The sequence below is a fragment of the Streptomyces sannanensis genome, from assembly GCF_039536205.1.
Classification (GTDB): Bacteria; Actinomycetota; Actinomycetes; order Streptomycetales; family Streptomycetaceae; genus Streptomyces; species Streptomyces sannanensis.
Map to the genome: position 1 here is coordinate 222,790 of NZ_BAAAYL010000001.1, position 25,986 is coordinate 248,775.

Here is a 25,986-nt window from a genome sequence, read left to right on the forward strand (position 1 = left end):
GCGGCGGCCTCGCCCACTCCGGCGATCAGAGAGTCCGGCTGAACTCCAGCCGGGCGGCGAAGTTCTCGTACCCAGCCCTCCGGAACGCCCTGGCCATCGCCTCATTGGCCGCGTCGCAGTCCCCACGGATCTCGGTGGCGCCGTTCGCCCCGAGAACACGCGTGCCGCGGACGACGACCGAGGTCGCGTACCCCTTGCCACGATGGGCGGGCGCGACACCGACGAAACCGATCACGGGCACGCTGGGACTCTCGGCGGGCAGGCTGACCACGGCCGGGGTGCCGTCCGCGTCGTAACCGATCTCCCACCACTCGGGCTCGTGCCGCAGCTCGCCCGTCTCCTCGAAGAGCAGCTCTGCCGCACGCCGCAGACCGTGCCGCTCCACGTCGGCGGCGAGGCGCGCGTCCGCGGTGTCCGCGAGCAGCTCCTGCAGTACGTCGATGAACGGCTCGCGGCCGAGATCGGCGAGCGAGCGGAAGCTCAGCCGAGGATCGTCGGCGGGCAACTCCTCAGGGACCTGGAGCCTGAACCGTCGTCCGTCGCGCACCACTTGGAATCCTGCCTGCCGGAGCAGCTCGCCCCGGCGCCCCGGGTCCCGCTGGAACTGCGGGGCCTGGGCGGGCGAGTCGACGACGTGCTCCAGTTCGTTCGCACCCGACTCCCCTGCCTTCGCGGCCGCTGCGTCCAGCAGCGCGATCCCGGTCTCCGGCGACTCCGCCGGCGCTTCGAACAGCACAACGGCCAGCGGGACCTCGTGGCCGGGTATGGTCCACAGCACCGCGCTGCCGATCAGCCGCCCGTCGCCGCCCTCGGCGACCAGGCACCACTCGGGGCGGGTGCACTTGCCGTCGAGGAGCCGGACGAGATACTCCCGGGTCGCGGCGTTGCGCTCGTCGTCGCCGGGGTACTCGACCAGGGCGGGCAGTTCGTCGGGGCGGGCGATACGAATGGATGTCACGGAGATCCTTGTCGTCCCGGGGAAAGGTCTGTGCTGCCCCGCGAACCTAACGGCGGGGCCAGTGGCAGGCCAGATCTTTTCCCAGCCCGTCCGGTCAGGACGTCAGGTGCTCTGAAAACCACCCATGGGTTGCGGGCGATCCGTGCCGTTGTTACGGCCAGGGCAGTCTCACGGTTGAGCAGGTGAGGCCGCGGGGACCGTACAACGCAACTCCGCGTAGCCGGCCGCCGGCCCCTCGTGCAGCACGACAGTGCCGGCCCTGCGCCGGTCACCGTAGACACCTGTGTTGTTCACCCACTGTGAGATCGGTGGGTCGCCCGTTCCAGTCAGTCCCGGCCGTCCTCATCTGTTCCATCCGAGAGACTGACTGGACCTGCATGATCGGCCATGCCGACAATCGCCTTGAGCCTCCCGGCCTGAGGCCGGACCTTCCCTCTGACTGCGAGAGAACATGACCGAAATCCCGATCGAGCGCGGCTTCCTGATTCTCCACGGATGGCAGAACCACCGACCCGCCGGGCACTGGCAGCACTGGCTGGCCGACCGGCTCACGGCCCTGGGGCACGAGGTCGACTATCCCCAACTGCCCGACCCGGACCAGCCCGAGCTGGAACGGTGGCTGGCCGAACTGAGAGCTCGGCCCGGCATGTTGCGCGGGCAGGGACTCACCGTCGTCTGCCACAGCCTGGCCTGTCTGCTGTGGCTGCACGCCGTGGCCCGCAACACCGTGCCGGTCCCCGTCGACCGGGTGCTCCTCGTCGCTCCGCCGTCTCCGGGCATACTCGAACAGCACGCGGAGATCGCAGGGTTCACCCCGCCGCCGGTGACGGCCTCGCAATTCTCCGCCGCTTCCGTGTACACCCGGATCGTCGGCAGCGACAACGACCCCTACTGCCCGGAAGGCGCCGCTGCCGCGTACGGCGAACCTCACGGCCTGCCTGCGGACGTCCTCGCCGGCGAGGCTCACCTGGACATGGACGCGGGCTACGGCTCCTGGCCCTCGATCCTCGACTGGTGCCTCGCCTCGTCGAACGACGCCCGGATCCAGCGCCGTACCGGCGTCGCTCCGGGATGATCCGCAAGCTGCCGGCCGGCCTTCCCACGATTGCCGGATGCCCGCGGCCGGCAAGGCACACCCAGGCCCCCGTCCCTCACCCGCGCTGGGCCGGCGTTGTCAGTGACCGGGCGTATGTTCCTCGCATGAAGACGACAAGGCCCTCCCAGAAGTGGCGCAAGGCGATCGCGGAGGAAGCCCGTGAGTTGGCGGCGGGAACGCTGGATCCGGAGTGCGCGGAGATGACGCTGCTCTATCCGGAGCCGCTGATACGGGCTGTGGACGATGTGCTGGCGAGGTACGAGACCGAGTTGGCCGGGCTGCCGAACAGGCCCTCGGACGCCGAAGTCCTCAGGGCCGTCGAGCACGTGGTCGTGGCCCTCAACGGCGTGGACGAGGATGCGGAACTCGGCGGCTCCGGGTTCGACACCGTCGACCGGGAGGATCTGTTCGAGTACATCTACGGATCGCTGGTCACGCACGGCGTCGATGTCCCCGCGCTGGCCGCGCGGAACGGCATGGAGCCCGACGAGATCACAGACGAGTGGCGGGAGTGGTGAAGCAAGGGTGGAACCGGTGGATATGACGGATCATCAGGAAGTCGGGGCGGCGTTCGCGGCGATCATGCTCGGCGCGGTGATAAGTAAGGAGCCGCCGGATCCCGCGTCGCCGCTCGGGCGGGTGCTGGCGTTCACGGAGAAGTACGGGGAGGGCGCCCTCACCGACAAGCACATGGAGGCCGCCATTGAGGGACGGCCGTTGCCTCCCCCTGCGGGCTGAGACGAGGCAGGCCGCAGGGGGAACGGAGCCCGCTCCCGGCGCGCGGCGACCATGAGTGAGCGGGACAGCGCTGACCGTCGCCGCTGGTGGCGATGCGGTTCAGTCGTCGGCCAGCAGCCGGCCGAAGATCCGCCGGCCGATCTCCTCCGCCCGGGCCTGGTCGATGCTCCGTCCCGCCACATCAGGGTGCGCCTCCGCCCATGCCTGGGCGGAGGCGGCGTCGGCGAAGAAGTTCAGCGCATCGCAGCAGACCGAGGCCGCAGGCCCGGAGCAGGTGCGGCATCCGAGGAACACCACCACGCCCGCCGGCTCCCAGACCGTCTTCCGGCCTGTCGTGCTGACGATGACCGGCTCGCCGGTCACCGGGTCCGCGGAGGAGATGACCACATCGCGGCCGATCATCGCGGGAATGCCGAGCGCGTCGATCGCGCACATGGCCCATGCCTCCGTGCCTCCGTCGATTCGTACGCGGTGCGCGGTCGGAGCGGCGGAGAAGGGGTACGCCGCCCTGATCCGCCCGCGGTCGTCGACGGTCAGAAAATCCTCCCGGGCCAGCTCGGCCAGTGCCTCACGGGCCGTGCGCCCGTATGGGGCAGCGACCGGGTCCACTACGCCGAGGGCGGGCGCCGCCCCCGTCTCGGCGAAGTGCCGCAATACCGCCTGCTGCACCGCTCGCAGCCCGCGTTCGGCGGGCGCCCGGCGGCCCCGGCCGGCCCGGTCCAGGAAATCGGGGACGTCCGCGAGCGCCCGGCGCAGGGCCACAACGCCCGGTGCCCCGTCGAGGGCACCGTCGGTGTCCCGGTAGAGGCGACAGGACAGGCTCGGCTCCGCGCCTGCGACGGCGAACGGATCGGCGCCGTCCAGCAGGACCGTGGGCGAGCCGGTCATCCCCCACCGGGCGGCGCCGGCCTCGTCGGACACCTCGACGAGGTCCACCGGCACGTCACGGCCCGCCAGCGCGGCCATGATCCTCTCGTGCACGAGCGTGGCGTTCGGGCAGTCCGGAACGGTCAACACCGTGATCCGCATCGTGGGGTCCTCCTTGTTTCTCCGCCTGTTCCAGGACGGTAGACCTTCCAGTGCACTGGAAGGTCAAGGGCTACCCTGAGGACATGCGCATCGGCGACCTCGCCGCGTCCAGCGGGCTGACCACCAGGACCATCCGCTACTACGAGCAGGCCGGTCTTCTGCCCGTCCCGCCCCGCACCCCGGGCGGCTACCGCGACTATCCGGAGCGGACCACAAGACGGCTGGCGTTCATCCGCGAAGCGCAGGGGTCCGGGCTCACCCTCGCCGAGATCCGCTCCGTCCTCGCCCTTCGTGATGCCGGGACATCCCCCTGCGAACACGTCACGACGCTCGTCGACCGGCATCTCGCCGACATCGACCGGCGACTGGCCGAGCTGCGCGCCACCCGCGCCGCCCTGAACGCGCTCGCGGAGCGGGCCTCCGCGACCGACCCGGCCGACTGCACCGATGCCGACATCTGCCGTATCTTCGCCGGGTCCGAGAACGGGCGACACGGCCCACGCTCACTATGAGGAGCAAAGCCATGCCGCGGGCTGTCTGGAACGGAACCGTGATCGCGGAGGCCCCCCGCACAGTGATCGTCGAGGGCAACCACTATTTCCCGCCCGAGACGCTGAACCGCCGGTACTTCACGGCGAGTTCCACGAAGTCGCTCTGCTTCTGGAAGGGGATCGCCCGGTACTGCACCATCACCGTGAGCGGTCGAACCAATCCGGACGCAGCCTGGTACTACCCGCACCCGAGTCCCCTCGCGCGCCGGATCAAGAACCATGTCGCGTTCCAGCACGGGGTCACGGTGGAGGACACGCCGTGAGCGCCCGTCGGCTCGCCCGGGCAGCAGCCTGAGTCGCGGGGACCACTGCCGTGACCTTCAGCAGCTGTGCGTGCTGGTCAGCAGAAGGTGGCGCGCGCGAGGGTTTCGGCGTTGAGCCTGAAGTACGAGGAGCCGAATCGCGGGGCCCCTCCGGCGGGATCGCGCCGGAAGTTCAGCGCTCCATAGACGGGGCGCTCGTCGGCGGCGGCATGGTCGTAGGCGCCGCCGAAAATACGGCTCTCCCAGTGCCACCGATCCCCGTCCGGGTGAACTGTCAGACCGCCGTTGCTGGTGCCCGTCACGAACTGCGACCGGTAGACACCGTCTTCGGCCATCCTGACCAGGATCGGCCGGTCGCCCGCCATGCGGTCGGGATGGAAGTTCATCGTCAGCCGCAACCCAGAGCCGAGCTGCCCTCCCTGGGACAGAGCTGCGACATGGCGCAAGGCCCTCTCCTGCGGTGGCCGGCCGGTGCCCGTATTCATCCGCGCAGTGTGCATGAAGTCCGTCCGTCACGACACCTGGTTTCAGTCGCGCGGCGGCTGAGCTCTGTGCGCTCGCAACCCCCTCGCAACCTCACAGGGAGTTGGCTGAGTCACTGGTCCGGGCCGGATCGCGGGCGGCCCGGGGGACCACATTTGTTTCGCCGGCCTGGAGAGGGGCGACACGTGTACGAACACGAGACGAAGAGACTGCCGGTCAGCCGCTCCTCCGAGAAACTCGGCTTCCGGGAGGCATAGTGACGCAGCGTGTACCGCGCGTGGAGCTGACCCCTGCGGCCGCCGGTCTGGTGCGGCGGCTGCGGGAGGCTCACGGGCCGCTGATGTTCCACCAGTCGGGCGGCTGCTGCGACGGCAGCGCCCCGATGTGCTATCCGGACGGCGAGTTCCGCACCGGCGGATCTGACGTCTTGTTAGAGTCCCTGACCGTCGAGGGTGTCGAGGAGCCGGTGCCCTTCTGGATCTCGGCGAGCCAGTACGAGGTGTGGTGCCACACGCGGCTGACCGTCGATGTGGTGGAAGGCCGCGGCAGCGGTTTCTCCCTGGAGGCCCCCGAGGGGGTGCGTTTCCTGATCCGTTCCCGGCTGCTCGGCGAGCAGTGACCGTCCGGCCGCCGCGCGCTCTGGTGAAGTTCCCTGCCGCGCTGGGAGAGTTGGGGAGACGCTAGGGGGACCGTGAAGCGTGGCGGCAATCGGGTACGTGCGGCACTGACGGTACTGACGGCCATGTGCGCGCTGGCCGGTGCGGGGCTCGCGGGAGCGCGCCGGCCGACGGCGCGGAGACCGGGCTCCGTCTCAGCGTACCGCTGCGCACCGCGCCGGGCGTGGAGTACCGGGAATTCGACATCGCGGCGTCCCTGGGACGGGCACACGGGCATCTGCTCTCGGTCGATCTGCGCAACCCGAAGGTGTCGGTGGATCTGCTGTACCCGGGCGCGGTCGGGGCCAGGGCCCGGGTGTCCGCGATGGCCCGTGCGAGGGGCGCCGTGGGCGCCGTCGACGGCGACTTCTTCAACATCACGGAGACCCAGCACCCGGGCATCAAGGCGACCGGTGCCCCGGTGGGCCCGGCGATCGCGGGCGGGCGTGTCCTGAAGGCGGCCGTCCCGGACGGCCGGCGCTTCGGGCCGGCGCTCCCGCCGAGGACGATCACGCGGGACGTGATCGGGGTGGGCATCGCGAACGGCGGCCGACGGCTGCTGCTCGCGTTGGACGGCGGTCCGGCGTACCGCACCGGTCTGACGCTCGCCGAGCTGGCGCAGGTGATGCGGAGCCTCGGGTCACGCGATGCGTTCAGTCTGGACGGCGGAGGGTCGTCCACTCTGGTGGCCCGTCTCCCGGGCGTTACCGCGCTCGGTGTCGTCAACCATCCCTCCGGCGGAGCCGAGCGTGCTGTGCCCAATGGGATCGGCGTGTTCTCCTGGGGCTGAAGACGAAAAGCCCCAAAAAGAATTGACCATATGTTCGATTCCTTTGTCGCGCGGAGGGGCGGTTCCGTGACTAGCGTGGCAAGCCGTACATTTCCCCCTCAGAGGAGAGCAAGGCCATGGCAGCACTACCAGAGGGCACCCCGTGCTGGGTCGATGCGATGTTCAAGGACGTGGAGGGCGCGAAGCACTTCTACGGTGAAGTGCTCGGCTGGACCTTCGGCGAGGCCGCATCGGAGTTCGGCAACTACACGCAGGCCTACTCGGGCGGCAAGGCCGTCGCCGCGGTCGTGCCGCCGATGCCCGGCCCGGAGGGCCAGGAAGCCCCGTCGGCCTGGATGCTCTACCTCGCGTCGCCGGACGCGGCCGCCGCCGCCGGGAAGATCCGCGACAACGGCGGCGAGGTGGTGATGGGGCCGATGCAGATCGGCGACTTCGGCACCATGGTGATCGGCCGCGACCCCAGCGGTGTCCTCTTCGGCGTGTGGCAGGCAGGCACCCACAAGGGCTTCGAGAAGCAGGGCGAGACCGGCTCGTTCGCCTGGGCCGAGGTCTTCACCCGCGATGTCGCGAAGACGGACGCATTCTTCCCCGCCGTCTTCCCGTACACCGCGAAGAAGATGGCGGACGAGCAGATGGACTACAAGACCTTCCACATCGGCGGGGAGTCGGTCATGGGCCGGATGCCGATGACCGGCGAATTCCCGCCCGAGATCCCGCCGTACATCCAGGTCTACTTCACGGTCGACAACTGCGACATCGCCGTGGAGAAGTCCACCAAACTCGGCGGAAAGCTGGTGTTCGGCCCGATGGACAGCCCGTTCGGCCGGTTCGCGGCGGTGGTCGACCCGCAGGGTGCGGCATTCGCCGTGATCGACCCGAAGACGACGGCGGGCGAGGTGCCCGAGTTCATGTGACGGTCGCCGCCCGGGGCCGGACCGGCCCCGGGCACGCCCCGTCCTCGTGGTCGGTCTCGGTCGCGCACCGCCACCATGCCGTTGAACACGCAAGGCCACGGACTATCGGCTGCCGCCTCGATGGGCCGACTCCGAGACGCACAGGGATCCGGACAGGTGACGTATCGGCTCGGTGACCATGACGCGACGCCCCCGGAGTCCTTCGGTGTTACAAATGTGAATGTGATCAATCGTCCCCATCCGTGCCGGGTACGTCGGAGTGGTCATTGACCAAAAGGCGCCCACGCAGCGTCGCCGAGCAGGTCTTCGTTCTGCAGGTGGCGATCGTGGTGCTGCTCGCCGCTGGTGCGGTGCTGGCGCTGGTGTTGCAGTCCCGGCACGACATCGACCGTGAGGCCCGGACCCGGTCGATCGCCGTCGCGCAGACTTTCGCACACTCACTCGGACTCCAGCAGGCGCTGAAGTCCCCGAACCCTTCGAAGATCCTTCAGCCGCTCGCCGAGGAGACCCGGAAAGACGCCGACGTCGACTTCATCGTGGTGATGAACACGAAGGGGATCCGCTATTCGCACCCCAAGCCGGAACTGATCGGCAAACGGTTCGTGGGCACCATCGGGCCTTCGCTCGCCGGTCGTGTCCACACCGAGAGCGTCCAGGGGCCGCTCGGCAAGGAGGTACAGGCCATCGTCCCCGTCAAGGCCTCCGACGGGCGGGTGGTCGGCCTCGTGTCGGCCGGTCTCAAGGTACGGAACGTCACCGGAGTGGTCGAACGACAACTGCCCGTCATCCTGGGGGTCAGCGCTGCCGCGCTCGGTGTGGCCACCGCGGGCACGGCGCTGGTCACCCGGCGGCTGCGGAGGCAGACCCACGGCCTCGGCCCGGCCGAGATGACCAGGATGTACGAGCACCACGATGCGGTGCTGCACGCTGTCCGCGAGGGCGTGCTGATCATCGGCGGCGAGGACCAGCGGCTGCTGCTGGCGAACGACGAAGCCCGGCATCTGCTGCAACTGCCCAGCGACGCCGAGGGGCGGCAGATCGACCAGTTGCCCGAAATCGACCGCGGCCTCGCCGAACTGCTGCTGTCCGGCCGAGTGGCCACGGACGAGGTCCATCCGGCCGGTGACCGGCTGCTGGTGGTGAACCAGCGCCCCACCACCCCCCATGGCGGCCCTGACGGCACCGTGACCACCCTCCGTGACTCCACGGAACTGAACGTGCTGACCAGTCGCGCGGAAGCGGCACGCAAGCGCCTCAAGCTGTTGTACGACGCGGGCGTGAGTATCGGCACCACCCTGGACGTGGTGCAGACGTCCAGGGAACTGGCAGAAGTGGCGGTGCCACGCTTCGCGGATTTCGTCACCGTCGACCTGGCGACCCCCGTGCTCCGGGGCGACGAGCCGAGCGGTCCCGGCGCGGACCTGCGCCGTACCGCCGTGAGCGGCATCCGCGACGAGCACCCGCTGTATCCTCTCGACACCTCGATCCACTTCGCGCCCTCCACCCCGCAGGCACACGGTTTCGACAGCGGCCGGGCGCAGCTGGTGCCCGATCTGTCCAAAGCGCTGGGATGGCTGGCCCAGGACCCTCTGCTGACACGGAGCATCGTCGAGTACGGCATCCACTCGCTCATCACGGCCCCCCTCCAAGCTCGCGGCGCGGTCCTCGGGCTGGTCAATTTCTGGCGCTCGGAGAAGCCGGAGCCGTTCGACGAGGAGGACCTGTCGCTGGCCGAGGAGCTGGTCGCCCGCGCCGCCGTCAGTATCGACAACGCCCGTCGCTTCACCCGCGAGCACGCCTTGGCCGTCACCCTGCAGCGCAGTCTGCTGCCCCGCGCACTGCCCGACCAGAGCGCCGTGGAAGTGGCCCACTACTATCTGCCCGCAAAGTCCGGCGTCGGCGGCGACTGGTTCGATGTGATCCCTCTCTCCGGCTGCCGTGTCGCCCTGGTCGTCGGCGATGTCGTGGGGCATGGACTGCACGCGGCCGCCACGATGGGACGTCTGCGCACGGCGGTGCACAACTTCTCCTCGCTCGACCTGCCGCCCGACGAACTCCTCGCCCGTCTCGACGACCTCGTCGGGCGTGATCAGGACGAATCCGGCGGCGCGATGCTGGCGCCACCTGTCTGTACGCGGTCTACGATCCGGTCTCCCGGCGGTGCGTGATGGCCCGGGCGGGACACCTGCCACCCGCGCTGGTCCACCCCGACGGCACGGTGGAATTCGTGGAGCTGCCGGCTGGGCCACCCCTTGGGCTGGGCGGGATGCCGTTCGAGACCGCCGAACTGGAGCCGTCCGAGGGCAGCCAGCTCGTGTTCTACACGGACGGTCTGGTCGAAGAGCGCAGCCGTGACATCGAGGAGGGGATCGAGCTGCTCCGCCGGGCCCTCGCCCATCCCGACCGCCCGCCGCTCGAAAGCTGCCGGGCCGTCCTCGACGCCCTTCTGCCGGCCCGCCCGCGGGACGATGTGGCACTGCTGATCGCCCGCACCCGGGTGCTCAGCCGGGACAGCGTTGCCGACTGGGACGTGCCGTTCGATCCGAGCTCGGTCGCAGCGATGCGCGCCGCCGCCATGGAGAAGTTGGACGAGTGGGGCATGAGCGCTCTCGCCTTCGGCACGGAGCTGGTGCTGAGCGAGCTGGTCACCAATGCCGTGCGCCACGGTTCCGCGCCGATCCGGGTGCGTCTGATCCGCGACCGCAGCCTGACCTGTGAGGTGTCGGACGGCAGCAGTACCGCACCTCATTTGCGGTACGCGGCGACGACGGACGAGGGAGGCCGGGGACTGTTCCTGGTGGCGCAGATCGCGCAGCGGTGGGGTACCCGGTACACACCCGACGGCAAGGTCATCTGGGCCGAGCAACCGCTGCCGGGTTCCACGAGAGGTGCGGAGGCCGAACTCCCCGACTTCCTCAACATCGACGGGCTCTGACCGCGTCCCTCCCGACGACCGTGAGCACCCGACGGGGCCGCCGCCGTCGCAGCGGCGCACCATCTTGGCCCGGACGTCCGCGTGATGGGCATCCGAATACCCGCCCTCGACGGCATCGAGCGACGGCACGCCTCGTGCGCGCCGCTCAGCGGTTCGGAGTGCTGCCCCTGAGCGCGTCCGGTCTTCGGGCTGACGGCCCGCCTGATCGAACCTTCGTCCTGAGCGAGCCGCGCCACGACGCGCAGCAGAGCGTGCCGGCCATGTCCGGCTGACCGACCGCGAGCGGGAGATCCTCAAGCGCGGTGCCGGGCCGGCGGAGAGGCCGCGGGTGAAGGTGCCCGGACCGTTCACGTCGAGTACTCCCGGAGCCCGGCCGGCACCTCACCTCAGGCGGCCAGCTGCCGTTCGAGCGGGGTGCGGAAACTCGGTGTGACCCGTACGTCCCCGAGGAACCGGGACAGCCGGGCGGCCTCGGACTCGATCGCCGCACGGGCCTCGGTCCCCGCATCCTGGAGCAGCTTCCACACGATCTCACCGTCCTCGCGCTGGGCCCAGGCTCCGATGATCCGACCGTTCCACCAGACCGTGGGGCCGATGTTTCCGGTGCGGTCGAACAGGGCTTCCTTGTGGCCCGGGTCGAGATACCAGTCGCGATGGCGCCAGCCCATGGCGGTCGGGTCGAGTCCCGGCAGCAGCGCGGCCCAGGGCTCGGTGCCGGCCGGGAGTTCCTCAAGGTGTTCCGGCAGTGCGTGGCCGGGGCCCTCGTCGAGGTGGACGTCCACCGCCCCGGCCGCGGCCAGCGCCTTGCGGGTGTCGGTCACCGTCCACCCGGTCCACCACTTGAGGTCCTCGGTGGCGGCGGGCCCGAACGCGGAGAGATAGCGGCGGGCGAGCTCCGCCCTGGCCGGGCCGGCGGGGAGTTCGGGGTGTGGTTCGGCGAGGGTCCAGCGGAATTGGCTGGAGGCCCAGGTGCCGAGCGGGCGGGACCTCCGGATCCTGCCCTGCGCGCCCAGCACGCCGACGACCCGGCTGGAGACTCGCTGGGTGGTCTCGTACGGCTTGCCAGGGCTCAGCGTGATGCGCTCGCGCAATACCGGTACGTCATCGGCGAGTTCTGCCGCGGTGGCCTCCCCCCGCCGCGCCAGAGCGGCCAGCGTGGCCTCCTCGGCGTCCTTCAGCCAGGCCTCGTCGAAGCCGCCCGAGTGACGGAGGTGCTTCAGCAGGTTCGTACGCTCACGTATCGCGACGGCACGGGCCACGGAGGCCTCGATCACCGGGGCCACTCCGATGGGGACGACGAACATGGTCCGCCGCATGCACAGCATCCTCACCAACGACCGCTCTTCGTACAGCGAGTGGTCCAGCGCCGCGACCGTGGGCTCGGCCATGCGCGCGGCGACCGCCAGATAGACGGTGGCGGGGTCGCTGGCATGCAGTCCCGTCAGCGCCTCGGCGACCTCCTCGGGCCGCGCGGCCCGGGCCGCCGGGGCGAGCAGATGGCGGGTGCCGAGCAGGGCGCGCCGCTGGGCCGGGGTGATGCGGGGTCGCGAAGGAGTCATGCGGGGATGGTGCCATGCCCCACTGACAACCGGTCAGGGAGTGAGCTTGCCGACCACGTCGGCGGTGGTCGCCACCCCTTGCTGGATGGTCGGCCCCATGCTCGTACCGGAGAGAGCGAAGCCGAGCATCGCGCACACGAACGCGTGCGAGATTTTGAGGCCGCCGTTGCGCACGTAGATCCACGCAAGAACGAGAAGCAGCAGCGTAAGTGAAATCGAAATGGCCATGTCCAGCCTCCTCCGCCGCGAACGATCCGCGGCTTTCGGCCGCCAGTGTGGCGGAGGAGGGAGGCCATACGGGCGCATGGCGTATCCGCCGTTCGGGTGTTGACTCCCTGTGAGGGGCGAGAGCCTGTGCGGCACGCCCGGCGCTCAGGGGCGTCCCAGCTGCTGAATCAGCCGACGCGGCCGGTGCGCGATGCCGCTTCGCGGGCGTCGAGGGGTGCCCCCTGTGAACTCCGCTGTCGGGGTGCGGGCAGGTCGACCAGGGCGGACAGCGTATCGCGATGATGGCCGGGCGAACCCAGGGCGATCTGGGCAGACTTGGCTCGCTGCGTGCTCATCGGCTCAGGTCCGAACAGTACGCCGGCACGCCCCTCAGCGTGTCGGCGGCAGAGAGACGGCGCCGGCCGGACGGGGCTCACCGGATCAGCGGGAGAACACCTCGAAGGCGACCGCCGGACGGCCGCCGAAGCGGTCCGCGGAACGCTGAACGTTGGCCTCCAGGAAGGTGCGGACATACGCCTCGGGGTCCTCGTCGGTCAACCCCTTGATATAGGCCTGGTGCTCCAGCAGAGACCGCACCGAACGCTCGAACCCGGGTCCCGCGTCCACCGCGTGCGTGGGCGAGGTGGAGCCCGCGACGGCCACCCAGCGCACACCGTTCCACGGCTCGAGGCCTTGCTCGGTGAGCTCGGGGAAGATCCAGCGGTTTCCGGCGTCCGCCGCCGCGTCCAGGGTCGCCCGGCCGACCGCGCGGTGGTCGGGGGTGTTCCAGAACGTATTGCCCCAGGTGTCGCGGTGGTTGAGGGTGATGACCAGTTCCGGGCGGTGCCGGCGGATCGCCGCCGCGATGTCGCGGCGCAGCGCGATGCCGTACTCGATCACGCCGTCCTTGTGGTCCAGGAACTCGACCGTGTCCACCCCGACGACGGCGGCGCTCGCCCGCTGCTCCTGCTCGCGCAGCGGCCCGCACGTGGCGGGGGCGAGCCCGTCTATGCCCGCCTCCCCGCGGGTGGCGAGGACGTACGCCACCTCTTTGCCGGCGTCGGTCCATGCGGCCACGGCCGCGGCGCAGCCGTACTCGAGGTCGTCGGGGTGGGCCACCACAGCGAGGGCGCGCTGCCAGTCTGAGGGCATGGTCTCGAGCTGATCGTTCGTCATGCCCCGCAGAATACGGTTGGGGTGGCGAGCCTCGCCCACACCAATGCATGCGTGATGCACACCGGAGTCGGCGCGTCTCGCGGTGCACCGCCCGCCAGGACCCGACGGGCAAGCGCTGGAGCGACCCTCTGAAGGGTCTCCCACCGTTACAGGTCCTCGGGCGGGATGGGTGTGGCCTGGTGGTAGTACATCCGCCATGTCGAGCCTGGATCCTGCTTACGCCAGAGCGAACTCCGCCGTGCCCGGTTCCCACCGATCGTGGTCTCGTAGGTGAGATGCACCAGCCCGGGTGCCAGCAGGACGCCCGTGAATTTTGAGGGCTCATAGCGCGGACTGCTTTCTTCCGAGCCGTCCATCTCGGGCAGCTCGGCAAGCATCTCCTCATATGTCCACCGCCGACCCGAAGCGCCGACCTCTACAAAGGACGGGTCCAGCAGCTGCCGGGCAAGCGTGCGTGACGTACGCACACCGGGGTCCATCAGACGCAGCTCGCATGCGATCGCTTCGCGCACCTCGTCCGTCTCTCGGCTCATGCAGGCATCTTCGCCACGGTGCTCAAGCTCTTCGCAACCGAGTTTCCGCCCGAGAGCACAGCTTGATCTCCGATTCGGACTTCGCCGCGCATCAGGCGGCATTCATGGTCCCCGTCGCGGGTGCACAGTCACGGCAGTGCCCTGGTTCCGGGGCGCGGAAGGCGCGGTCGCAGGTGTCGCATGTCGAGACCGCAGCCACCCCCGGCACCGTGCACGTCCGCGACTCCAAGGACAAGGAGGGCCCACAGCTCGCGTTCGCGCCGCGTGCGTGGGCGGACTTCGTGTCGTACGCCTCGGAGCGCTGACCCTCCGTCCGCCCGCGCCGCGCTCACGCCTCGTCGCGTACCAGCGCGAGCAGCCGGTCCAGCACGCGGCCGCCGCTCGCCCGCAGGCCGTCGTGCTCGTACTCGTCGGTGACCCAGGTGCGCAGACCGCGGATGGTGCGTGCCGTCTGCAGCGAGTGCGCGGTCTCGACGTACATGTCGTCGTGGTACACGGCGGCAGCGACCGGAACCTCGTTGGCGGCGAGCCGGTTCGCGTCGTACAGCGGGGACCAGTCGGTACGGGCGGCGAGGAGCTCGGCGGTCCGGCGCAGCGGGCGCAGCGCCGGGTCGGTCTCAAAGTGCCAGGGGTGGATGGTCTCACCGGTGAACAGCAGCGGAGCGTCCGCGGCGAGCGCCTTGCCGGCGTCGAACTGCGGGAATTCGTCGCGTACCCGGTCGGCGGCCCAAGCGGTGGGCCGCGTGCCCTGGGCGTAGATCGGCTCGTGCAGGACCGCGTAGAGGGGGCGAGCCGCGAAGGAGAGCGCGGCGTGCACCGCTTCCTGGAAGGTGTCGGACAGCACATGGCCGGCGGGCGTACGGACGAAGGCGTTCTCCAGCAGGTAGTGCAGCTGGTGGCTGCCGTCGCCCGTGCCCAGCATGAGCCCGAGGGACTGGAACGCCTGCGGGGTCAGCGTGTAACCGCTGGGCAGCACGGGCCGGTGCTCGGCCAGGTGCTCGGCGATACGGCGGGCGCGCTCGACGTCCTGCGGGTACCGGGCGTAGTGGGCGGCGTTCTTGCGCTCGATGCGCGGATACGCGGCGCGGTAGACGTCCTCGGCGCTCGCGTCGAGCGAGGGCAGGCCGCCGGTGATCAGGACGGTGTGCAGACCCTCGGGAGCCGTGGACAGATAGTGGGTGGCGCAGAAGCCGCCGAAGCTCTGGCCGAGTACGGTCCAGGGGGCGCCGCCGGTCAGCTGCTTCCGGATGAGCTCGCAGTCGCGGACGATGCTGTCTGCACGGAAGTGCGCGAGGTAGTCGGCCTGCTCCTGCGGACCGCCGCGCAGCGCCAGGGTCTGCCGGTTGGCGGGGGTGGAGAGGCCGGTGCCACGCTGGTCCAGCAGCAGCACCCGGTAGTCCTGAAGGGCGCGCCCCAGCCAGGCCTGCTTGCCGACGAAGCGCCGTGCGCCGCAGCCGGGGCCGCCCTCCAGATACACCAGCCAGGGCAGATCGGCACCGGCCTTGGCGCCTGCGACGACCTCACGGGCGTAGAGCTCGATCCGCTCACCCGAGGGGTCGGAGTGGTCGAGCGGGACGGTGAAACGGTGGTCGGTGAGGACGGTGCCCGGCTGACGGTAGCTGCTCAACGGTGTTCCTGTTCTTTCGCGCGCTCTTGTGGAGACTCCGGACAGTTCAGCACACCGGCCCGACGGTCCGGTCGGCGCACCCACCCGAGTGGACCTTGACCCGGCCCCGGCACAAGGGCACGATCCGGCCGGTGGAGCCCGGCTTCCGATGGCGCCGGAAGGGACCACGACGAGGAAGATCGTCCTGATGATGCCGGTGTCCCTCGACGGCTGCATCGCGGGACCGGGCGGCGAGCTCGACCGGCACATGGTCGACGACGAGCTGCACAGCCACTTCAACGAGCAGGTCGGGGCGATGGGCGCCCTTCTGGACGGGCGCATCACCTATGAGCTCATGGCCGGGTTCTGGCCGACCGCCGACTCCGATCCGTCGAGCAGCGCACCCGTGGCAGAGTTCGCCCTTATTTGGCGGGATATGCCCTAGATCGTGTGCTCCAGTAATCTGGAGCGGGCCGGCTGGAACACCACCGTGATGCGGGACGTCGTCGTCGAGGAGATCACGGCACTCAAGGCACAGCCGGGCGGGGATCTGGCGCTCGGTGGCGCCGGCCTCGGCGCGCCTTCATGCGGCACGACCTGATCGACGAGTACCGCCTCTACGTCCATCCGGTCCTCATCGGGCAAGGCGGACCGCTGTTCGGGGCATCGGACGCCAGGACCGGTCTCCGGCTCGCCGAGATCCGGGCCTTCGGCAACGGCGTCGTCCTCCTCCGCTACGGGCGTACCGGGGCTTCCTCCCCGGAACGATCCCCGCGAGGTGGTCCGAGCAGCCGGCCGCGGGCCGGCCCCTCGCGGTGGCCGGTGTCCGCATCCACCGGGGACGATGGAGCAGAAGCAGGTGACGACGTGACGGCGAACGCGACGACGGAGGGAGGCGGCTTCATGAGGCGCGATGACGCCCCGCGCGGCCTGAGCTGTCTGGTGACCGGCGCTACCGGCTACGTCGGGGGCCGGCTGGTGCCCGAACTGCTCGCCGAGGGCCACAGGGTCCGCTGTCTGGCCCGCTCCCCCGGCAAGCTGCGGGACCATCCGTGGGCGGGCAGCACCGAGGTCGTGAGGGGCGATGTGACCGATCCGGAGTCGCTGGGTGAGGCAATGCGCGGGATGGACGTCGCGTACTACCTGGTGCATGCCCTCGGCACCGGACGCGGCTTCGAGGAGACCGACCGGACGGCGGCACGGGTCTTCGGCGAGCAGGCCCGTGCCGCCGGCGTCCGGCGCATCGTCTATCTGGGCGGGCTCACACCCGCGGGGGTGCCCGAGGCGCGGCTGTCGCCCCATCTGCGGTCGCGTGCGGAAGTCGGGCGGATCCTGCTGGACTCGGGTGTGCCGACGACGGTGCTGCGGGCGGCGGTCATCATCGGTTCGGGTTCGGCGTCCTTCGAGATGCTGCGCTATCTCACCGAACGCCTGCCGGTCATGATCACCCCTAGCTGGGTGCGCACCCGGATCCAGCCGATCGCCGTACGGGACGTACTGAGGTATCTGGTGGGCAGCGCGAGCATGCCCGACGATGTGAACCGTGCCTTCGACATCGGCGGCCCGGACGTCCTGACCTACCAGGAGATGATGCACCGGTACGCGGCGGTCGCCGGACTCCCGCGTCGGCTGATCGTGCCCGTCCCGGTACTGACGCCGAGGCTCTCCAGCCACTGGGTCGGGCTGGTCACCCCGGTGCCTGCCTCGATCGCCCGTCCGCTCACCGAATCGCTGCGCCTCGAGGTCGTCTGCCGGGAGCACGACATCGCACGGTATGTTCCCGACCCTCCTGGGCGGCCGGCCACTTTCGACGCCGCGGTGGCGCTGGCCCTCCAGCGGGTCCGGGAAGCCCAGGTCAGCACCCGCTGGTCGTCGGCCTCGGTGCCCGGCGCGCCCAGCGACCCGCTGCCCACCGACCCCGACTGGGCAGGCGGCAGCCTCTACACCGACCACCGCGAGCTGACCGTCGACGCGGCCCCGGAAGCGCTGTGGCGGGTCATCGAGGGCATCGGCGGCGACAACGGCTGGTACTCCTTCCCGCTCGCATGGGCCGTGCGCGGCTGGCTGGACCGGCTGGTGGGCGGAGTGGGGCTGCGCCGCGGCCGTCGCGACGCGCAACGGCTCAGGGTCGGCGACTCGCTGGACTTCTGGCGGGTCGAGGAGATCGAACCGGGCCGTCTGCTGCGGCTTCGCGCCGAGATGAGGCTGCCGGGCCTGGCCTGGCTGGAGATGTACGCCGAGGCCGAGGGCAACGGCCGGGCACGCTACCGGCAACGGGCCCTGTTCCATCCGCACGGACTGCTGGGCCACGTCTACTGGTGGGGCGTCTCGCCCTTCCACGCCATCGTGTTCGGCGGCATGGCGCAGAACATCGCGCAGGCCGCCGCCAAGGGCATGGCGGCTCGCGGGAAACGGTCGAAGCCGGCGCGGTGAGGGGCGCATCCGTCATGGGCCCGCCGGCCGAAACACACCACGGCACCGTTCTGTGCCCTCGATCCGTCCCGGAGTGACTCCATGAGTACCGCGGCCAATGTCTCGGTCGTCCTGTTCACCTCCGACCTGCGGCTGCACGACCATCCGCCACTGCGGGCCGCGCTAGGTTCCGCCGAGCAGGTGGTGCCGCTGTTCGTGCGCGACGACGGCATCCATGCCGCGGGCTTCCCGGCGCCCAACCGGGAGGCCTTCCTCGCGGACTGCCTGACGGATCTCGACGCGGGGCTACGCGAACGCGGCGGGCGTCTCGTCGTCCGCTCCGGAGACGTCGTCGACCAGGTGTGCAGGATCGTCGTCGAATCGGACGCCGACGAGGTGCACATGGCGGCGGGGGTCAGCGGATACGCCCAACGTCGCGAGGAACGGCTGCGGCGGGCCCTGGAATCCGAGGGCCGCCGCCTGCACGTCCACGACACCGTGATCACCGCGCTCGCGCCGGGCGCCGTCACACCGAGCGGCTCGGACCACTACGCCGTCTTCACCCCGTACTTCCGCCGCTGGGCGCAGGAGCGCCTGCGCGACGTGCTCGGAGCACCCCGGACGGTGCGGGTCCCGGACGCTGTCTCCTCCGAAAGGCTTCCGTCCCGCAAGGACGTCGCCGGCGTCTCGGAGGGACTGAGCACGGGAGGGGAGAAGGAGGGACGGAGGCGGCTCGCCATCTGGCTGCGCGGCAGTCTCGCGGACTACGCGGACCGCCACGACGACCTGCCCGGAGACGCCACCTCCCGGCTCTCGCCGCACCTGCACTTCGGCACTCTCTCCCCCGTCGAACTCGTGCACCGGGCGCGCGCCGCGGGCGGCCCCGGCGCCGATGCCTTCGTACGGCAGCTCGCCTGGCGGGACTTCCACCACCAGGTACTGGCTGCCCGGCCCGCGGCAGCCACGGCCGACTACCGCACCCGGCACGATCACTGGCGGTCGGAGGACTCGGCCGCGGAGGAGATCGCCGCCTGGAAGGAGGGCCGCACCGGCTATCCGGTGGTCGACGCCGCCATGCGCCAGCTGCTGCACGAGGGCTGGATGCACAACCGCGGACGGCTGCTGACGGCGAGCTTTCTCACCAAGACGCTGTACGTGGACTGGCGCGTCGGCGCCCGTCATTTCCTGGACCTGCTGGTCGACGGCGACGTGGCCAACAACCAGCTGAACTGGCAGTGGGTCGCGGGGACGGGCACGGACACGCGGCCCCACCGGGTACTCAACCCGGTGGTCCAGGGCAAGCGGTACGACCCGGACGGTGTGTACGTCCGTCGCTGGGTGCCGGAGCTCGAGGGTCTCCGTGCGCCGGTTGTGCACGAGCCCTGGAGACTCCGGGGGCCGGAACGTGCCGCATACGACTATCCGGACCCCGTCGTCGACCTGTCCGACGGCCTCGTCCGCTTCAAGCGGGCCCGCGGCCGCGACTGAGCCGCCATGTGCCCTTCGCCCGGCCCGTGACCGCGTCCTCGTCCGGTTCCACCGCATGGCGAGCCGGCACCTGCCACGGCCGGCCATTGCGTCGTGTTGCGGGCCTCGGGCCGTCCGCCGGGGCAGGATCACGGGTGAGCCTCCAGGGGGAGGTTCATCCGTCGACCTGCGGTCGGATGAGAGCCGGATCTACTCGGCGGAGACGGCGCCGCCGATGCTGTGGCCGTCATCCCCGCGGCAGACGGCCATGCGTCCGTGCGGCGCCCCAGTGCGCGCCGCACGGACGCCCCGCCTCACAGCGCGCCCCCGCCGGGTGAGCGCGGTCGGCTCACCGTACCGAGGCCGCCGGGGGGCGCTCGCGTACGGCGCCGTAGGCGAAGAAGTACGCCGGCACCCGGTTCAGCCAGCGCGAGGTCGTGATGCGTTCGGTCATCCGCTGCGCCCGCCTGGGGTTTCCGAAGGGCGAGCGTCCCGCCAGCAGCGGTTCGACGACCTGCTTGTGGGCGAGCCGCTGCAGTGCCTGCGTCGCGGCCGTGGTGGGCCACCGGCGGCGCTGCACGCTGCGTACGTCCCGCAGGCCGACCGTACCGGCGCGCAGCGGCTCGACGAGGTACCTCGCGGCGGCCACGGCGTCCTCGACGGCGAGGTTGATGCCGATGCCGAAGACCGGCGACATCGCGTGCGCCGCGTCGCCGATGCACAGCAGCCCCGGGCGGTGCCAGCGCCGGAGGCGGTCGAGCCGTACGTCGAGGAGCCTCACCTGGTCCCACGAGCGCAACGCGTGCACCCGGTCCGCGAGCCATGGGGCGGCGGCCGTGAACTCGGCCATGAACCGTTCGAGACCGGCGGCGCGGCGCTGGGCGTCGGTTCCCTTGGGGATCAGCGCGGCGCACTGCCAGTAGTCCCCGCGGTCGATCATGGCGGTGAAGAACCGGTCGCCGGCAGCTCCCACGAGCCCTTGTGGGTCGTCCTCGCGCCGCGGCAGCCGGAACCACCAGGCGTCCATCGGGCAGCTGAACTTCCGCAGTCCGAGTTCCGGCAGCAACCTGGCCAGCGAGCCCCGGCCGTCGCAGGCCACGGTGAGCGTGGCCCGCAGCTCACCGGTACGGCCGTCGGAGGTGCGGTAGCGCACCCCCCTGACCCGTCCGCGCTCCATCAGGAAGGAGGTCGCCTCGGTGCTCATCCGCAGGGAGAAGGACGGTTCCTGCCGGGCCTCGTCCGCCAGGAGGTCGAGCAGGTCCCACTGCGGCACCATCGCGATGTAGTTGTACCTGCCCCGCAGCGAGCCGATGTCTCCGACGGTGACCAGCGAACGGCCCGGTCCGACCGGCAGCTGTACGGTCCTCACCCGCCGATGCGGCAGACGGGCGAACCGCTCGGCCAGGCCCAGCTCGTCCAGCAGTGCCAGGGTGGACGGATGCACGGTGTCGCCGCGGAAGTCGCGCAGGAAGTCACCGTGCTTCTCCAGGACCGTGACCGCCACACCTGCACGGGCCAGCAGCAGGCCGAGGACCATTCCGGCGGGGCCGCCGCCCACCACGCAGCACGTGGTCCGCTCCATGCCGACTGCTCCCTTCGGGGAAATCCCTGAATCCATCACACTCGGACATATACCCTCAAGTCCTGATCATTCCGTTGTAGACGCTCGTGAACGCTCGTGACGTTCCCCGGGAGGCAAGATGAGACAGCAGCCGGTACTTCTGCCCTATACCGACCCGGCCTTCGCCGCGGACCCCTTCCCGCTCTACCGGCAGTTGCGTGAGGAAGGCCCGGTGCGCCGCGCCGTGCTCGCCGGCGACCTGGACGCCTGGCTGGTCACGCGCTACGAGGACGGTCTCGCGGCGTTGTCGGACCCGCGGCTGAGCAGCGACATCCGCGACGCGTCGGATCCCCGGCTCATGGAGCAGCTGCCCGTGACGGAACGCGAGTCGCTGATGAGCAACATGCTCCGCAGCGACCCGCCCGACCACACCCGCCTGCGCCGCCTGGTGTCGAAGGCGTTCACCGCGCGCCGGGTGGCCGAACTCCGGCCCCGCATCCAGGAGATCACCGACCAACTGCTGGACGCGATCGTGCCGGCCGGCCGCGCCGACCTCGTCGCGGACTTCGCGCTGCCCCTTCCCGTCACCGTCATCAGCGAACTGCTCGGCGTGCCCGTGACGGACCGGCACGACTTCCAGCGGTGGACCGACGAGATGATCATGCGAGGGGTACGCCGGCCGGACCCGGCCGTGGTCGACGCAGCATGGCGGCAGATGCGTTCGTACCTGACCAAGCTCCTGGAAGCCAAACGGGACCGGCCCGCGGACGATCTGCTCAGCGAGCTGATCGCCGCCCGGGACGAGGAGCAGCAGCTGACCGAGGACGAGCTGATCGCCATGTCGTTCCTGCTCCTGGTGGCCGGATACATCACCACGGTCAACCTGATCGGCAGCGGCATCGCCACACTGCTCGCCCACCCCGAGCAGTTGGAGACGCTGCGGAACAATCCGGCGCTGCTGCCCGGCGCGATCGAGGAGTTCCTCCGCTACGACGGACCGGTCAGCCCCGGCATCGCCCGTTTCGCGCGCGAGGACGTCTCCATCGCGGGCGTGAACATCCCGCGCGGGGCGACCGTGCTCATCGCGTCCGCCATCGCCGACCGCGACCCGGCGCGGTTCGCCGACCCCGACCGGCTGGACATCACCCGGCAGGACAACGCCCATCTCGCGTTCGGGCACGGCATCCACTACTGTCTGGGGGCGCCGCTGGCCCGGCTGGAGGGTCAGGTCGCGATCGGGACCGCCCTGCGCCGTCTTCCCGGTATCGCCCTGGCCGTGCCGCCCGGCGAACTGCGGTGGCGGCCCGGCGGACTGCGCGGGCCCGAGCTGCTGCCGGTCACGTTCACCCCGGACCCGAACTGATCCTCACGGACAGGCCGGACTCACACCGGCGCCGGCCCCGCTGGGTGGATCACACCTGCCGTCGCGGTCAGCGGTGTGCCGCTGCCGCCCCAGCGCAGGGCGATGATCTCCGCCGCCACCGACACGGCGACCTCCTCCGGCGTACGGGCCCCGAGGTCGAGCCCGATCGGTGAGCGCACCCGGGCCAGCTGCTCGTCGTCCAGCCCGGCCGCCCGCAGCCGTTTCGTACGGTCCTCGTGCGTACGGCGGCTGCCCATCGCCCCGATGTAGGCGGCCGGGCGGCGCAGAGCCTCCTCCAGCAGCGGCACATCGAACTTCGGGTCATGCGTCAGCACACAGATCACCGTGCGGGAATCGATCTCGGTGCGCTGCAGATACCGGTGCGGCCAGTCGACCACGACCTCCACGGCCTCGGGGAATCGCTTGGGCGTGGCGAACACCGGCCGGGCATCGCACACCGTCACCCGGTAGCCGAGAAAGTCACCGATCCGGGCGACCGCGGCGGCGTAGTCGATCGCCCCGAAGACCAGCATCCTCGGGGGCGGCGCGAACGACTGCAGGAACACGCTGACGGCGTCCTCCCGGCGCTCCCCCCGCGGACCGTAGTGCCGCAGCACGGTCGCGCCCTGCGCGAGCTCGCCCCGCGCGTCGGCGACGACCGCCGCGTCCAGACCGGCCGACCCCAGCGAACCGGACACCGCGTCCGGCCACACGGCCAGCGCGGCTCCGCGCGGTGCCGGGCCGTCGGTCACCGTCGCCACCGTCACCGGACGGTGCCCGGCGACCGACTCGGCGACGGCACCGAAGCCCGCATCGGTGGCCGGCGACACGGACCGTACGAGCAGTGTGATCTCCCCGCCGCAGGTCAGACCAGCGGCGAACGCGTCCTCGTCGCTGTACCCGAAGGTCTGCAACCGCGCCTCCCCGTCGGCGATGACCTCCTTCGCGAGGTCGAACACCGTGCCCTCCACACAACCGCCGGAGACACTGCCGACGACCTCCTCGCCCGGGCCCACTGCCATCGCCGCGCCGGGTCCCCGCGGCGCGCTTCGGCTCACCGCGACGACCGTGGCCAGCCCGAACGGCTCGCCGGCCGCGTACCACCGACTCAGCGCCGGCAGGATCTCACGCATCCTCGGCTCCTCTCGCCGCGGCCGTCCCGCACGCCGACGGTGCGCGACCAGGGCGGGCCCTGCGGGGGTTGGCCCGGCCCTCCCGGTGCGCGAGCCGGTGCGGCCATCGACATCGTGCTCACGCCCCTCGCCCTGCACAAGGACCCGGGCAGGAAATATCGACCAGATCTGCCCGGTGTGCCCAACTGTAGGTACGAGCAATGCATGGGTTGACACGCTTGGCTAATGCTATTAGCTTTTGAGCTACAGACATTAGCTCGGGGAGGGCGACATGACCGAATTCCTGGACATCGACGGCGGACGGCTCGCGTACGACGTGACCGGCGAGGGCCCGCTGATCGTGCTGGCCCACGGCATGGGCGACAACAGGGGGGCATACCGCGACATGGCCGTCCGTCTCGCGGAAGCCGGGTTCCGGGTCGCCGCCATGGACATGCGAGGAAATGGCGCGTCCAGCACCGGCTGGACGTCCTACACCCGCACCGACGTGGCAGCGGACCTCCTGGCTCTCATCAGGCACTTGGGTGGCCCCGCCGTCATCGTGGGCCACTCGTTCTCCGGCGGCGCCGCCACCATCGCGGCAGCCCAGGGGCCCGAACTGGTCAGCGCCATCGTCGAGATCAGCCCGTTCACCCGTGCCCAGAAGATCGACCTGGGCGCCCTGGTGTCCCACGCCCGCTACCGCAAGGGAATGACGCTGCTCATGGGCACCGGCCTGCTGCGCAGCGTCGGACTGTGGAAGCGCTACCTCGACCACGCCTACCCGGACGTGAAGCCCGCCGGTTTCGCTGCCCACGTCGCGGCCCTCGACGCGGACCTGCGCAGGCCGGGCCGGATGGCCGTCGTCAGTAAAATGGGCATGTCCGCGCCCACCGACGCCGGCGCCGCGCTCGCCGGCATCCAGTGTCCCGCTCTGATCATCGAGGGCTCCCTCGACCCCGACTGGGCCGACCCCAGGGCCGAGGGCGAGGGCATCCTGGCGGAGATGCCCGCAGGACTCGGCCGACTCGAGATGATCGAGGGAGCGGGCCACTACGCACACGCCCAGTTCCCCGCCGAAGCCACTGCGGCCATCCTGGCCTTCCTCAAGGTCGGCGCGCATGGCTAGGGCAGCGCTGTCCGCGAACGCGGTCGTCGACATCGCACTGCAGATCGTCGACGAGGGCACCCCCGCCGCCCTGACCTTGTCGGCGGTGGCCGGCCGGGCGGGCGTCGCCACACCGTCCCTCTACAAACACGTGAGCAACCTCGCCGAGCTGCGCGAACTCATGTCGGCACGGATCGTGAACGAGATCGCGGACCAGGTCGGCGAGGCCGTGCTCGGCCGCTCCGCCGACGAGGCGATCCGCGCGCTCATGACGGCCTGGCGGCACTACGCGGTCCGGAACCCGCACCGCTACGCGGCGCTCATCCAGAGCCCCCGGCCGCGGACAGCAGAGGCCGGTACGCGACTGGTCAACATCATTCTGGCCACCCTCCGCGCCTACGGCATGGAGGACTCCGCGGCGATCCACGCGACCCGCTGCCTGCGCGCGGCCGTCCACGGCTTCGCGGTTCTGGAAGCCGAAGGCGCGTTCGGACTTCCCGAGAAACTCGACGAGAGCTACGACCTGCTGATCCACATGATGATCGCGGGACTGCACGCGCCTCGTTGATCGGACCGCGAAGCGTCGCCAACCGCCGACGCGCTCGACCTGATCACACGCGAGCGGATGCGGCTCGCGGAGGACGTCATGGGCACCGGTGTACCGATGGTGCCCATGACGCAGATCTGCTCGAGGGACTCCCCGGGAAAAGAGCGCCGCGCAGGCGACGGTTCAGTAGGCGCTGTTCACATTGTCGATCGAACCGTACCTGGCGGCGGCGTAGTTGCACGCAGCAGTGATGTTGGCGACCGGGTCGAAACTGTCCATCGCCGTACCGGGCACGTGATAAGCGCGGAAGGTCGGGTCGATTATCTGCAGGAGCCCCTTGGACGGTATTCCGGCAGCGGCGTTGGAGTCCCAGTTGTTGACGGCCCGTGGATTGCCCGAGGACTCGCGCATGACGTTTCGGTGGATTCCTTCATAGGAACCGGGAATCCCGTGCCTGGCCATGATGTCCAGCGATTCCTTGATCCAGCCGTCGAGGTTGTCGGAGTACGTCGCGTACTTCGCAACGGGGGCACCGCCTGCGGCAGTCTCGGCCTTCGCGCCAATGGTCAGCGTGATGCCGGGACTCAGCACCGCCGGGTCGCCACCGATGACCCTCCGATTGTCCGTGTACAGCCTCTTCCAGCCACCGCTCAAGGAGTACTTGTCGGCGATCGTCGCGAGGGTGTCCCCCGCTGCCACCGTGTATGTCGTGGGGACGGCCGTCGTCGCGGCGACTGCCGCGACGGCTCCGACGGCCGGAGCCATCGCCCTTTCGGCGGTGACGGGCCGAGCCGACGGCGTGGCGTGCGCGGTGGCGGCGACGACGATCGGCAGGACGAACGCGGCACCCGCACCCGCGGCGACGAAACCTTGAGTGAGTCGACCGTTCCTGGGGCGGCGGTGCTTACCCTTCGCAGGCATG

Annotated in this window: 25 protein-coding genes and 3 pseudogenes; 17 read left to right on the plus strand and 11 right to left on the minus strand. The window is 70.5% G+C overall.

All coding sequences use genetic code 11. The features are described 5' to 3' along the window. Positions 1-25: 25 nt before the first annotated feature. Positions 26-958 (minus strand): GNAT family N-acetyltransferase, encoded by a 933-nt coding sequence (locus tag ABD858_RS01030; RefSeq protein ID WP_345033822.1) that lies wholly within the window; start codon positions 956-958, stop codon positions 26-28. 451 nt (positions 959-1,409) lie between these two features. Between ABD858_RS01030 and ABD858_RS01035 the strand changes: the two genes are divergently transcribed. From ABD858_RS01035 to ABD858_RS01045, 3 genes are all read left to right on the plus strand, one after another. Then, a complete protein-coding gene (locus ABD858_RS01035; RefSeq protein WP_345033823.1) occupies positions 1,410-2,033 on the plus strand; it encodes an RBBP9/YdeN family alpha/beta hydrolase in 624 nt (207 codons plus the stop codon). 125 nt (positions 2,034-2,158) lie between these two features. Next, positions 2,159-2,572, plus strand: coding sequence for a hypothetical protein (locus ABD858_RS01040; RefSeq protein ID WP_345033825.1), 414 nt, complete (start codon positions 2,159-2,161; stop codon positions 2,570-2,572). Positions 2,573-2,594: 22 nt separating this feature from the next. Beyond that, complete coding sequence (locus tag ABD858_RS01045) at positions 2,595-2,792, plus strand: hypothetical protein (protein ID WP_345033828.1); 198 nt, start codon at positions 2,595-2,597, stop codon at positions 2,790-2,792. A 99-nt stretch (positions 2,793-2,891) separates the two neighbouring features. Here ABD858_RS01045 and merB read toward each other — a convergent pair whose 3' ends face one another. Further along, the gene (merB, locus tag ABD858_RS01050; RefSeq protein ID WP_345033831.1) at positions 2,892-3,821 is read right to left on the minus strand and encodes an organomercurial lyase; all 930 of its coding nucleotides are present in this window, start codon (positions 3,819-3,821) and stop codon (positions 2,892-2,894) included. An 83-nt stretch (positions 3,822-3,904) separates the two neighbouring features. On the opposite strand from merB, the gene ABD858_RS01055 reads away from it, so the two are divergent. Then, complete coding sequence (locus ABD858_RS01055; protein WP_345033832.1) at positions 3,905-4,333, plus strand: heavy metal-responsive transcriptional regulator; 429 nt, start codon at positions 3,905-3,907, stop codon at positions 4,331-4,333. A gap of 11 nt (positions 4,334-4,344) precedes the next feature. Then, entirely contained in the window at positions 4,345-4,635 is a 291-nt protein-coding gene (locus ABD858_RS01060) for a DUF427 domain-containing protein (protein WP_345033833.1), read from the plus strand. 80 nt (positions 4,636-4,715) lie between these two features. On the opposite strand, the pseudogene ABD858_RS01065 reads toward ABD858_RS01060, so the two are convergent. Then, positions 4,716-5,021 (minus strand): annotated as a pseudogene (locus ABD858_RS01065) (DUF3626 domain-containing protein); the annotation flags it as partial. A gap of 353 nt (positions 5,022-5,374) precedes the next feature. On the opposite strand from ABD858_RS01065, the gene ABD858_RS01070 reads away from it, so the two are divergent. From ABD858_RS01070 to ABD858_RS01085, 4 genes and pseudogenes are all read left to right on the plus strand, one after another. Further along, positions 5,375-5,737: a DUF779 domain-containing protein gene (locus ABD858_RS01070; protein WP_345033835.1), complete on the plus strand. Its 363-nt coding sequence runs from the start codon at positions 5,375-5,377 to the stop codon at positions 5,735-5,737. A gap of 123 nt (positions 5,738-5,860) precedes the next feature. Then, positions 5,861-6,564: pseudogene (locus ABD858_RS01075) on the plus strand (phosphodiester glycosidase family protein). Positions 6,565-6,680: 116 nt separating this feature from the next. Beyond that, the gene (locus ABD858_RS01080; protein WP_345033836.1) at positions 6,681-7,478 is read left to right on the plus strand and encodes a VOC family protein; all 798 of its coding nucleotides are present in this window, start codon (positions 6,681-6,683) and stop codon (positions 7,476-7,478) included. Between the two features lie 266 nt (positions 7,479-7,744). Then, positions 7,745-10,413, plus strand: a pseudogene (locus ABD858_RS01085) (SpoIIE family protein phosphatase). Positions 10,414-10,799: 386 nt separating this feature from the next. On the opposite strand, the gene ABD858_RS01090 reads toward ABD858_RS01085, so the two are convergent. From ABD858_RS01090 to ABD858_RS01105, 4 genes are all read right to left on the minus strand, one after another. Beyond that, positions 10,800-11,972, minus strand: coding sequence for a winged helix DNA-binding domain-containing protein (locus ABD858_RS01090; protein WP_345033838.1), 1,173 nt, complete (start codon positions 11,970-11,972; stop codon positions 10,800-10,802). Between the two features lie 33 nt (positions 11,973-12,005). Next, positions 12,006-12,200 carry a hypothetical protein gene (locus ABD858_RS01095; protein WP_345033839.1) on the minus strand — a complete coding sequence of 65 codons (195 nt, stop codon included), beginning with the start codon at positions 12,198-12,200 and terminating at the stop codon, positions 12,006-12,008. Between the two features lie 420 nt (positions 12,201-12,620). Continuing rightward, the gene (locus ABD858_RS01100) at positions 12,621-13,355 is read right to left on the minus strand and encodes a PIG-L deacetylase family protein (RefSeq protein WP_345033841.1); all 735 of its coding nucleotides are present in this window, start codon (positions 13,353-13,355) and stop codon (positions 12,621-12,623) included. A gap of 146 nt (positions 13,356-13,501) precedes the next feature. After that, positions 13,502-13,888, minus strand: a complete 387-nt coding sequence (locus ABD858_RS01105; RefSeq protein ID WP_345033843.1) for a nuclear transport factor 2 family protein — start codon at positions 13,886-13,888, stop codon at positions 13,502-13,504. A gap of 104 nt (positions 13,889-13,992) precedes the next feature. Here ABD858_RS01105 and ABD858_RS01110 point away from each other — a divergent pair, with 104 nt between their 5' ends. Next, the gene (locus ABD858_RS01110; protein WP_425586300.1) at positions 13,993-14,193 is read left to right on the plus strand and encodes a DUF397 domain-containing protein; all 201 of its coding nucleotides are present in this window, start codon (positions 13,993-13,995) and stop codon (positions 14,191-14,193) included. A 23-nt stretch (positions 14,194-14,216) separates the two neighbouring features. Here the strand turns inward: ABD858_RS01110 and ABD858_RS01115 are convergent, their stop codons facing one another. After that, complete coding sequence (locus ABD858_RS01115; protein WP_345033847.1) at positions 14,217-15,515, minus strand: alpha/beta fold hydrolase; 1,299 nt, start codon at positions 15,513-15,515, stop codon at positions 14,217-14,219. A gap of 148 nt (positions 15,516-15,663) precedes the next feature. Here ABD858_RS01115 and ABD858_RS01120 point away from each other — a divergent pair, with 148 nt between their 5' ends. From ABD858_RS01120 to ABD858_RS01135, 4 genes are all read left to right on the plus strand, one after another. Next, positions 15,664-15,939 (plus strand): dihydrofolate reductase family protein, encoded by a 276-nt coding sequence (locus ABD858_RS01120; RefSeq protein WP_345033848.1) that lies wholly within the window; start codon positions 15,664-15,666, stop codon positions 15,937-15,939. A 3-nt stretch (positions 15,940-15,942) separates the two neighbouring features. Then, positions 15,943-16,095, plus strand: coding sequence for a hypothetical protein (locus tag ABD858_RS01125; protein WP_345033849.1), 153 nt, complete (start codon positions 15,943-15,945; stop codon positions 16,093-16,095). Continuing rightward, positions 16,080-17,927: a DUF2867 domain-containing protein gene (locus tag ABD858_RS01130; protein ID WP_345033850.1), complete on the plus strand. Its 1,848-nt coding sequence runs from the start codon at positions 16,080-16,082 to the stop codon at positions 17,925-17,927. The genes ABD858_RS01125 and ABD858_RS01130 overlap by 16 nt, the downstream gene beginning before the upstream one ends. Before the next feature lie 81 nt (positions 17,928-18,008). After that, positions 18,009-19,394, plus strand: coding sequence for a cryptochrome/photolyase family protein (locus ABD858_RS01135; RefSeq protein WP_345033853.1), 1,386 nt, complete (start codon positions 18,009-18,011; stop codon positions 19,392-19,394). A 328-nt stretch (positions 19,395-19,722) separates the two neighbouring features. On the opposite strand, the gene ABD858_RS01140 is transcribed toward ABD858_RS01135, so the two are convergent. Further along, on the minus strand, positions 19,723-20,955 hold the full coding sequence (locus ABD858_RS01140; protein WP_345033854.1) for an FAD-dependent oxidoreductase: 1,233 nt from the start codon (positions 20,953-20,955) through the stop codon (positions 19,723-19,725). A 118-nt stretch (positions 20,956-21,073) separates the two neighbouring features. Between ABD858_RS01140 and ABD858_RS01145 the strand changes: the two genes are divergently transcribed. Next, the gene (locus ABD858_RS01145) at positions 21,074-22,297 is read left to right on the plus strand and encodes a cytochrome P450 family protein (protein ID WP_345033856.1); all 1,224 of its coding nucleotides are present in this window, start codon (positions 21,074-21,076) and stop codon (positions 22,295-22,297) included. A 20-nt stretch (positions 22,298-22,317) separates the two neighbouring features. On the opposite strand, the gene ABD858_RS01150 is transcribed toward ABD858_RS01145, so the two are convergent. Beyond that, entirely contained in the window at positions 22,318-23,430 is a 1,113-nt protein-coding gene (locus ABD858_RS01150) for an XdhC family protein (protein WP_345033857.1), read from the minus strand. 271 nt (positions 23,431-23,701) lie between these two features. Between ABD858_RS01150 and ABD858_RS01155 the strand changes: the two genes are divergently transcribed. Both ABD858_RS01155 and ABD858_RS01160 read left to right on the plus strand, forming a co-directional pair. Further along, positions 23,702-24,538: an alpha/beta fold hydrolase gene (locus ABD858_RS01155; RefSeq protein ID WP_345033858.1), complete on the plus strand. Its 837-nt coding sequence runs from the start codon at positions 23,702-23,704 to the stop codon at positions 24,536-24,538. Further along, positions 24,531-25,085, plus strand: a complete 555-nt coding sequence (locus ABD858_RS01160) for a TetR/AcrR family transcriptional regulator (RefSeq protein ID WP_345033860.1) — start codon at positions 24,531-24,533, stop codon at positions 25,083-25,085. Before ABD858_RS01155 ends, ABD858_RS01160 begins: the two co-directional genes overlap by 8 nt. Positions 25,086-25,247: 162 nt before the next feature. On the opposite strand, the gene ABD858_RS01165 is transcribed toward ABD858_RS01160, so the two are convergent. Beyond that, positions 25,248-25,985, minus strand: a complete 738-nt coding sequence (locus tag ABD858_RS01165) for a LysM peptidoglycan-binding domain-containing protein (protein WP_345033862.1) — start codon at positions 25,983-25,985, stop codon at positions 25,248-25,250. Between the last annotated feature and the right edge of the window lies 1 nt (position 25,986).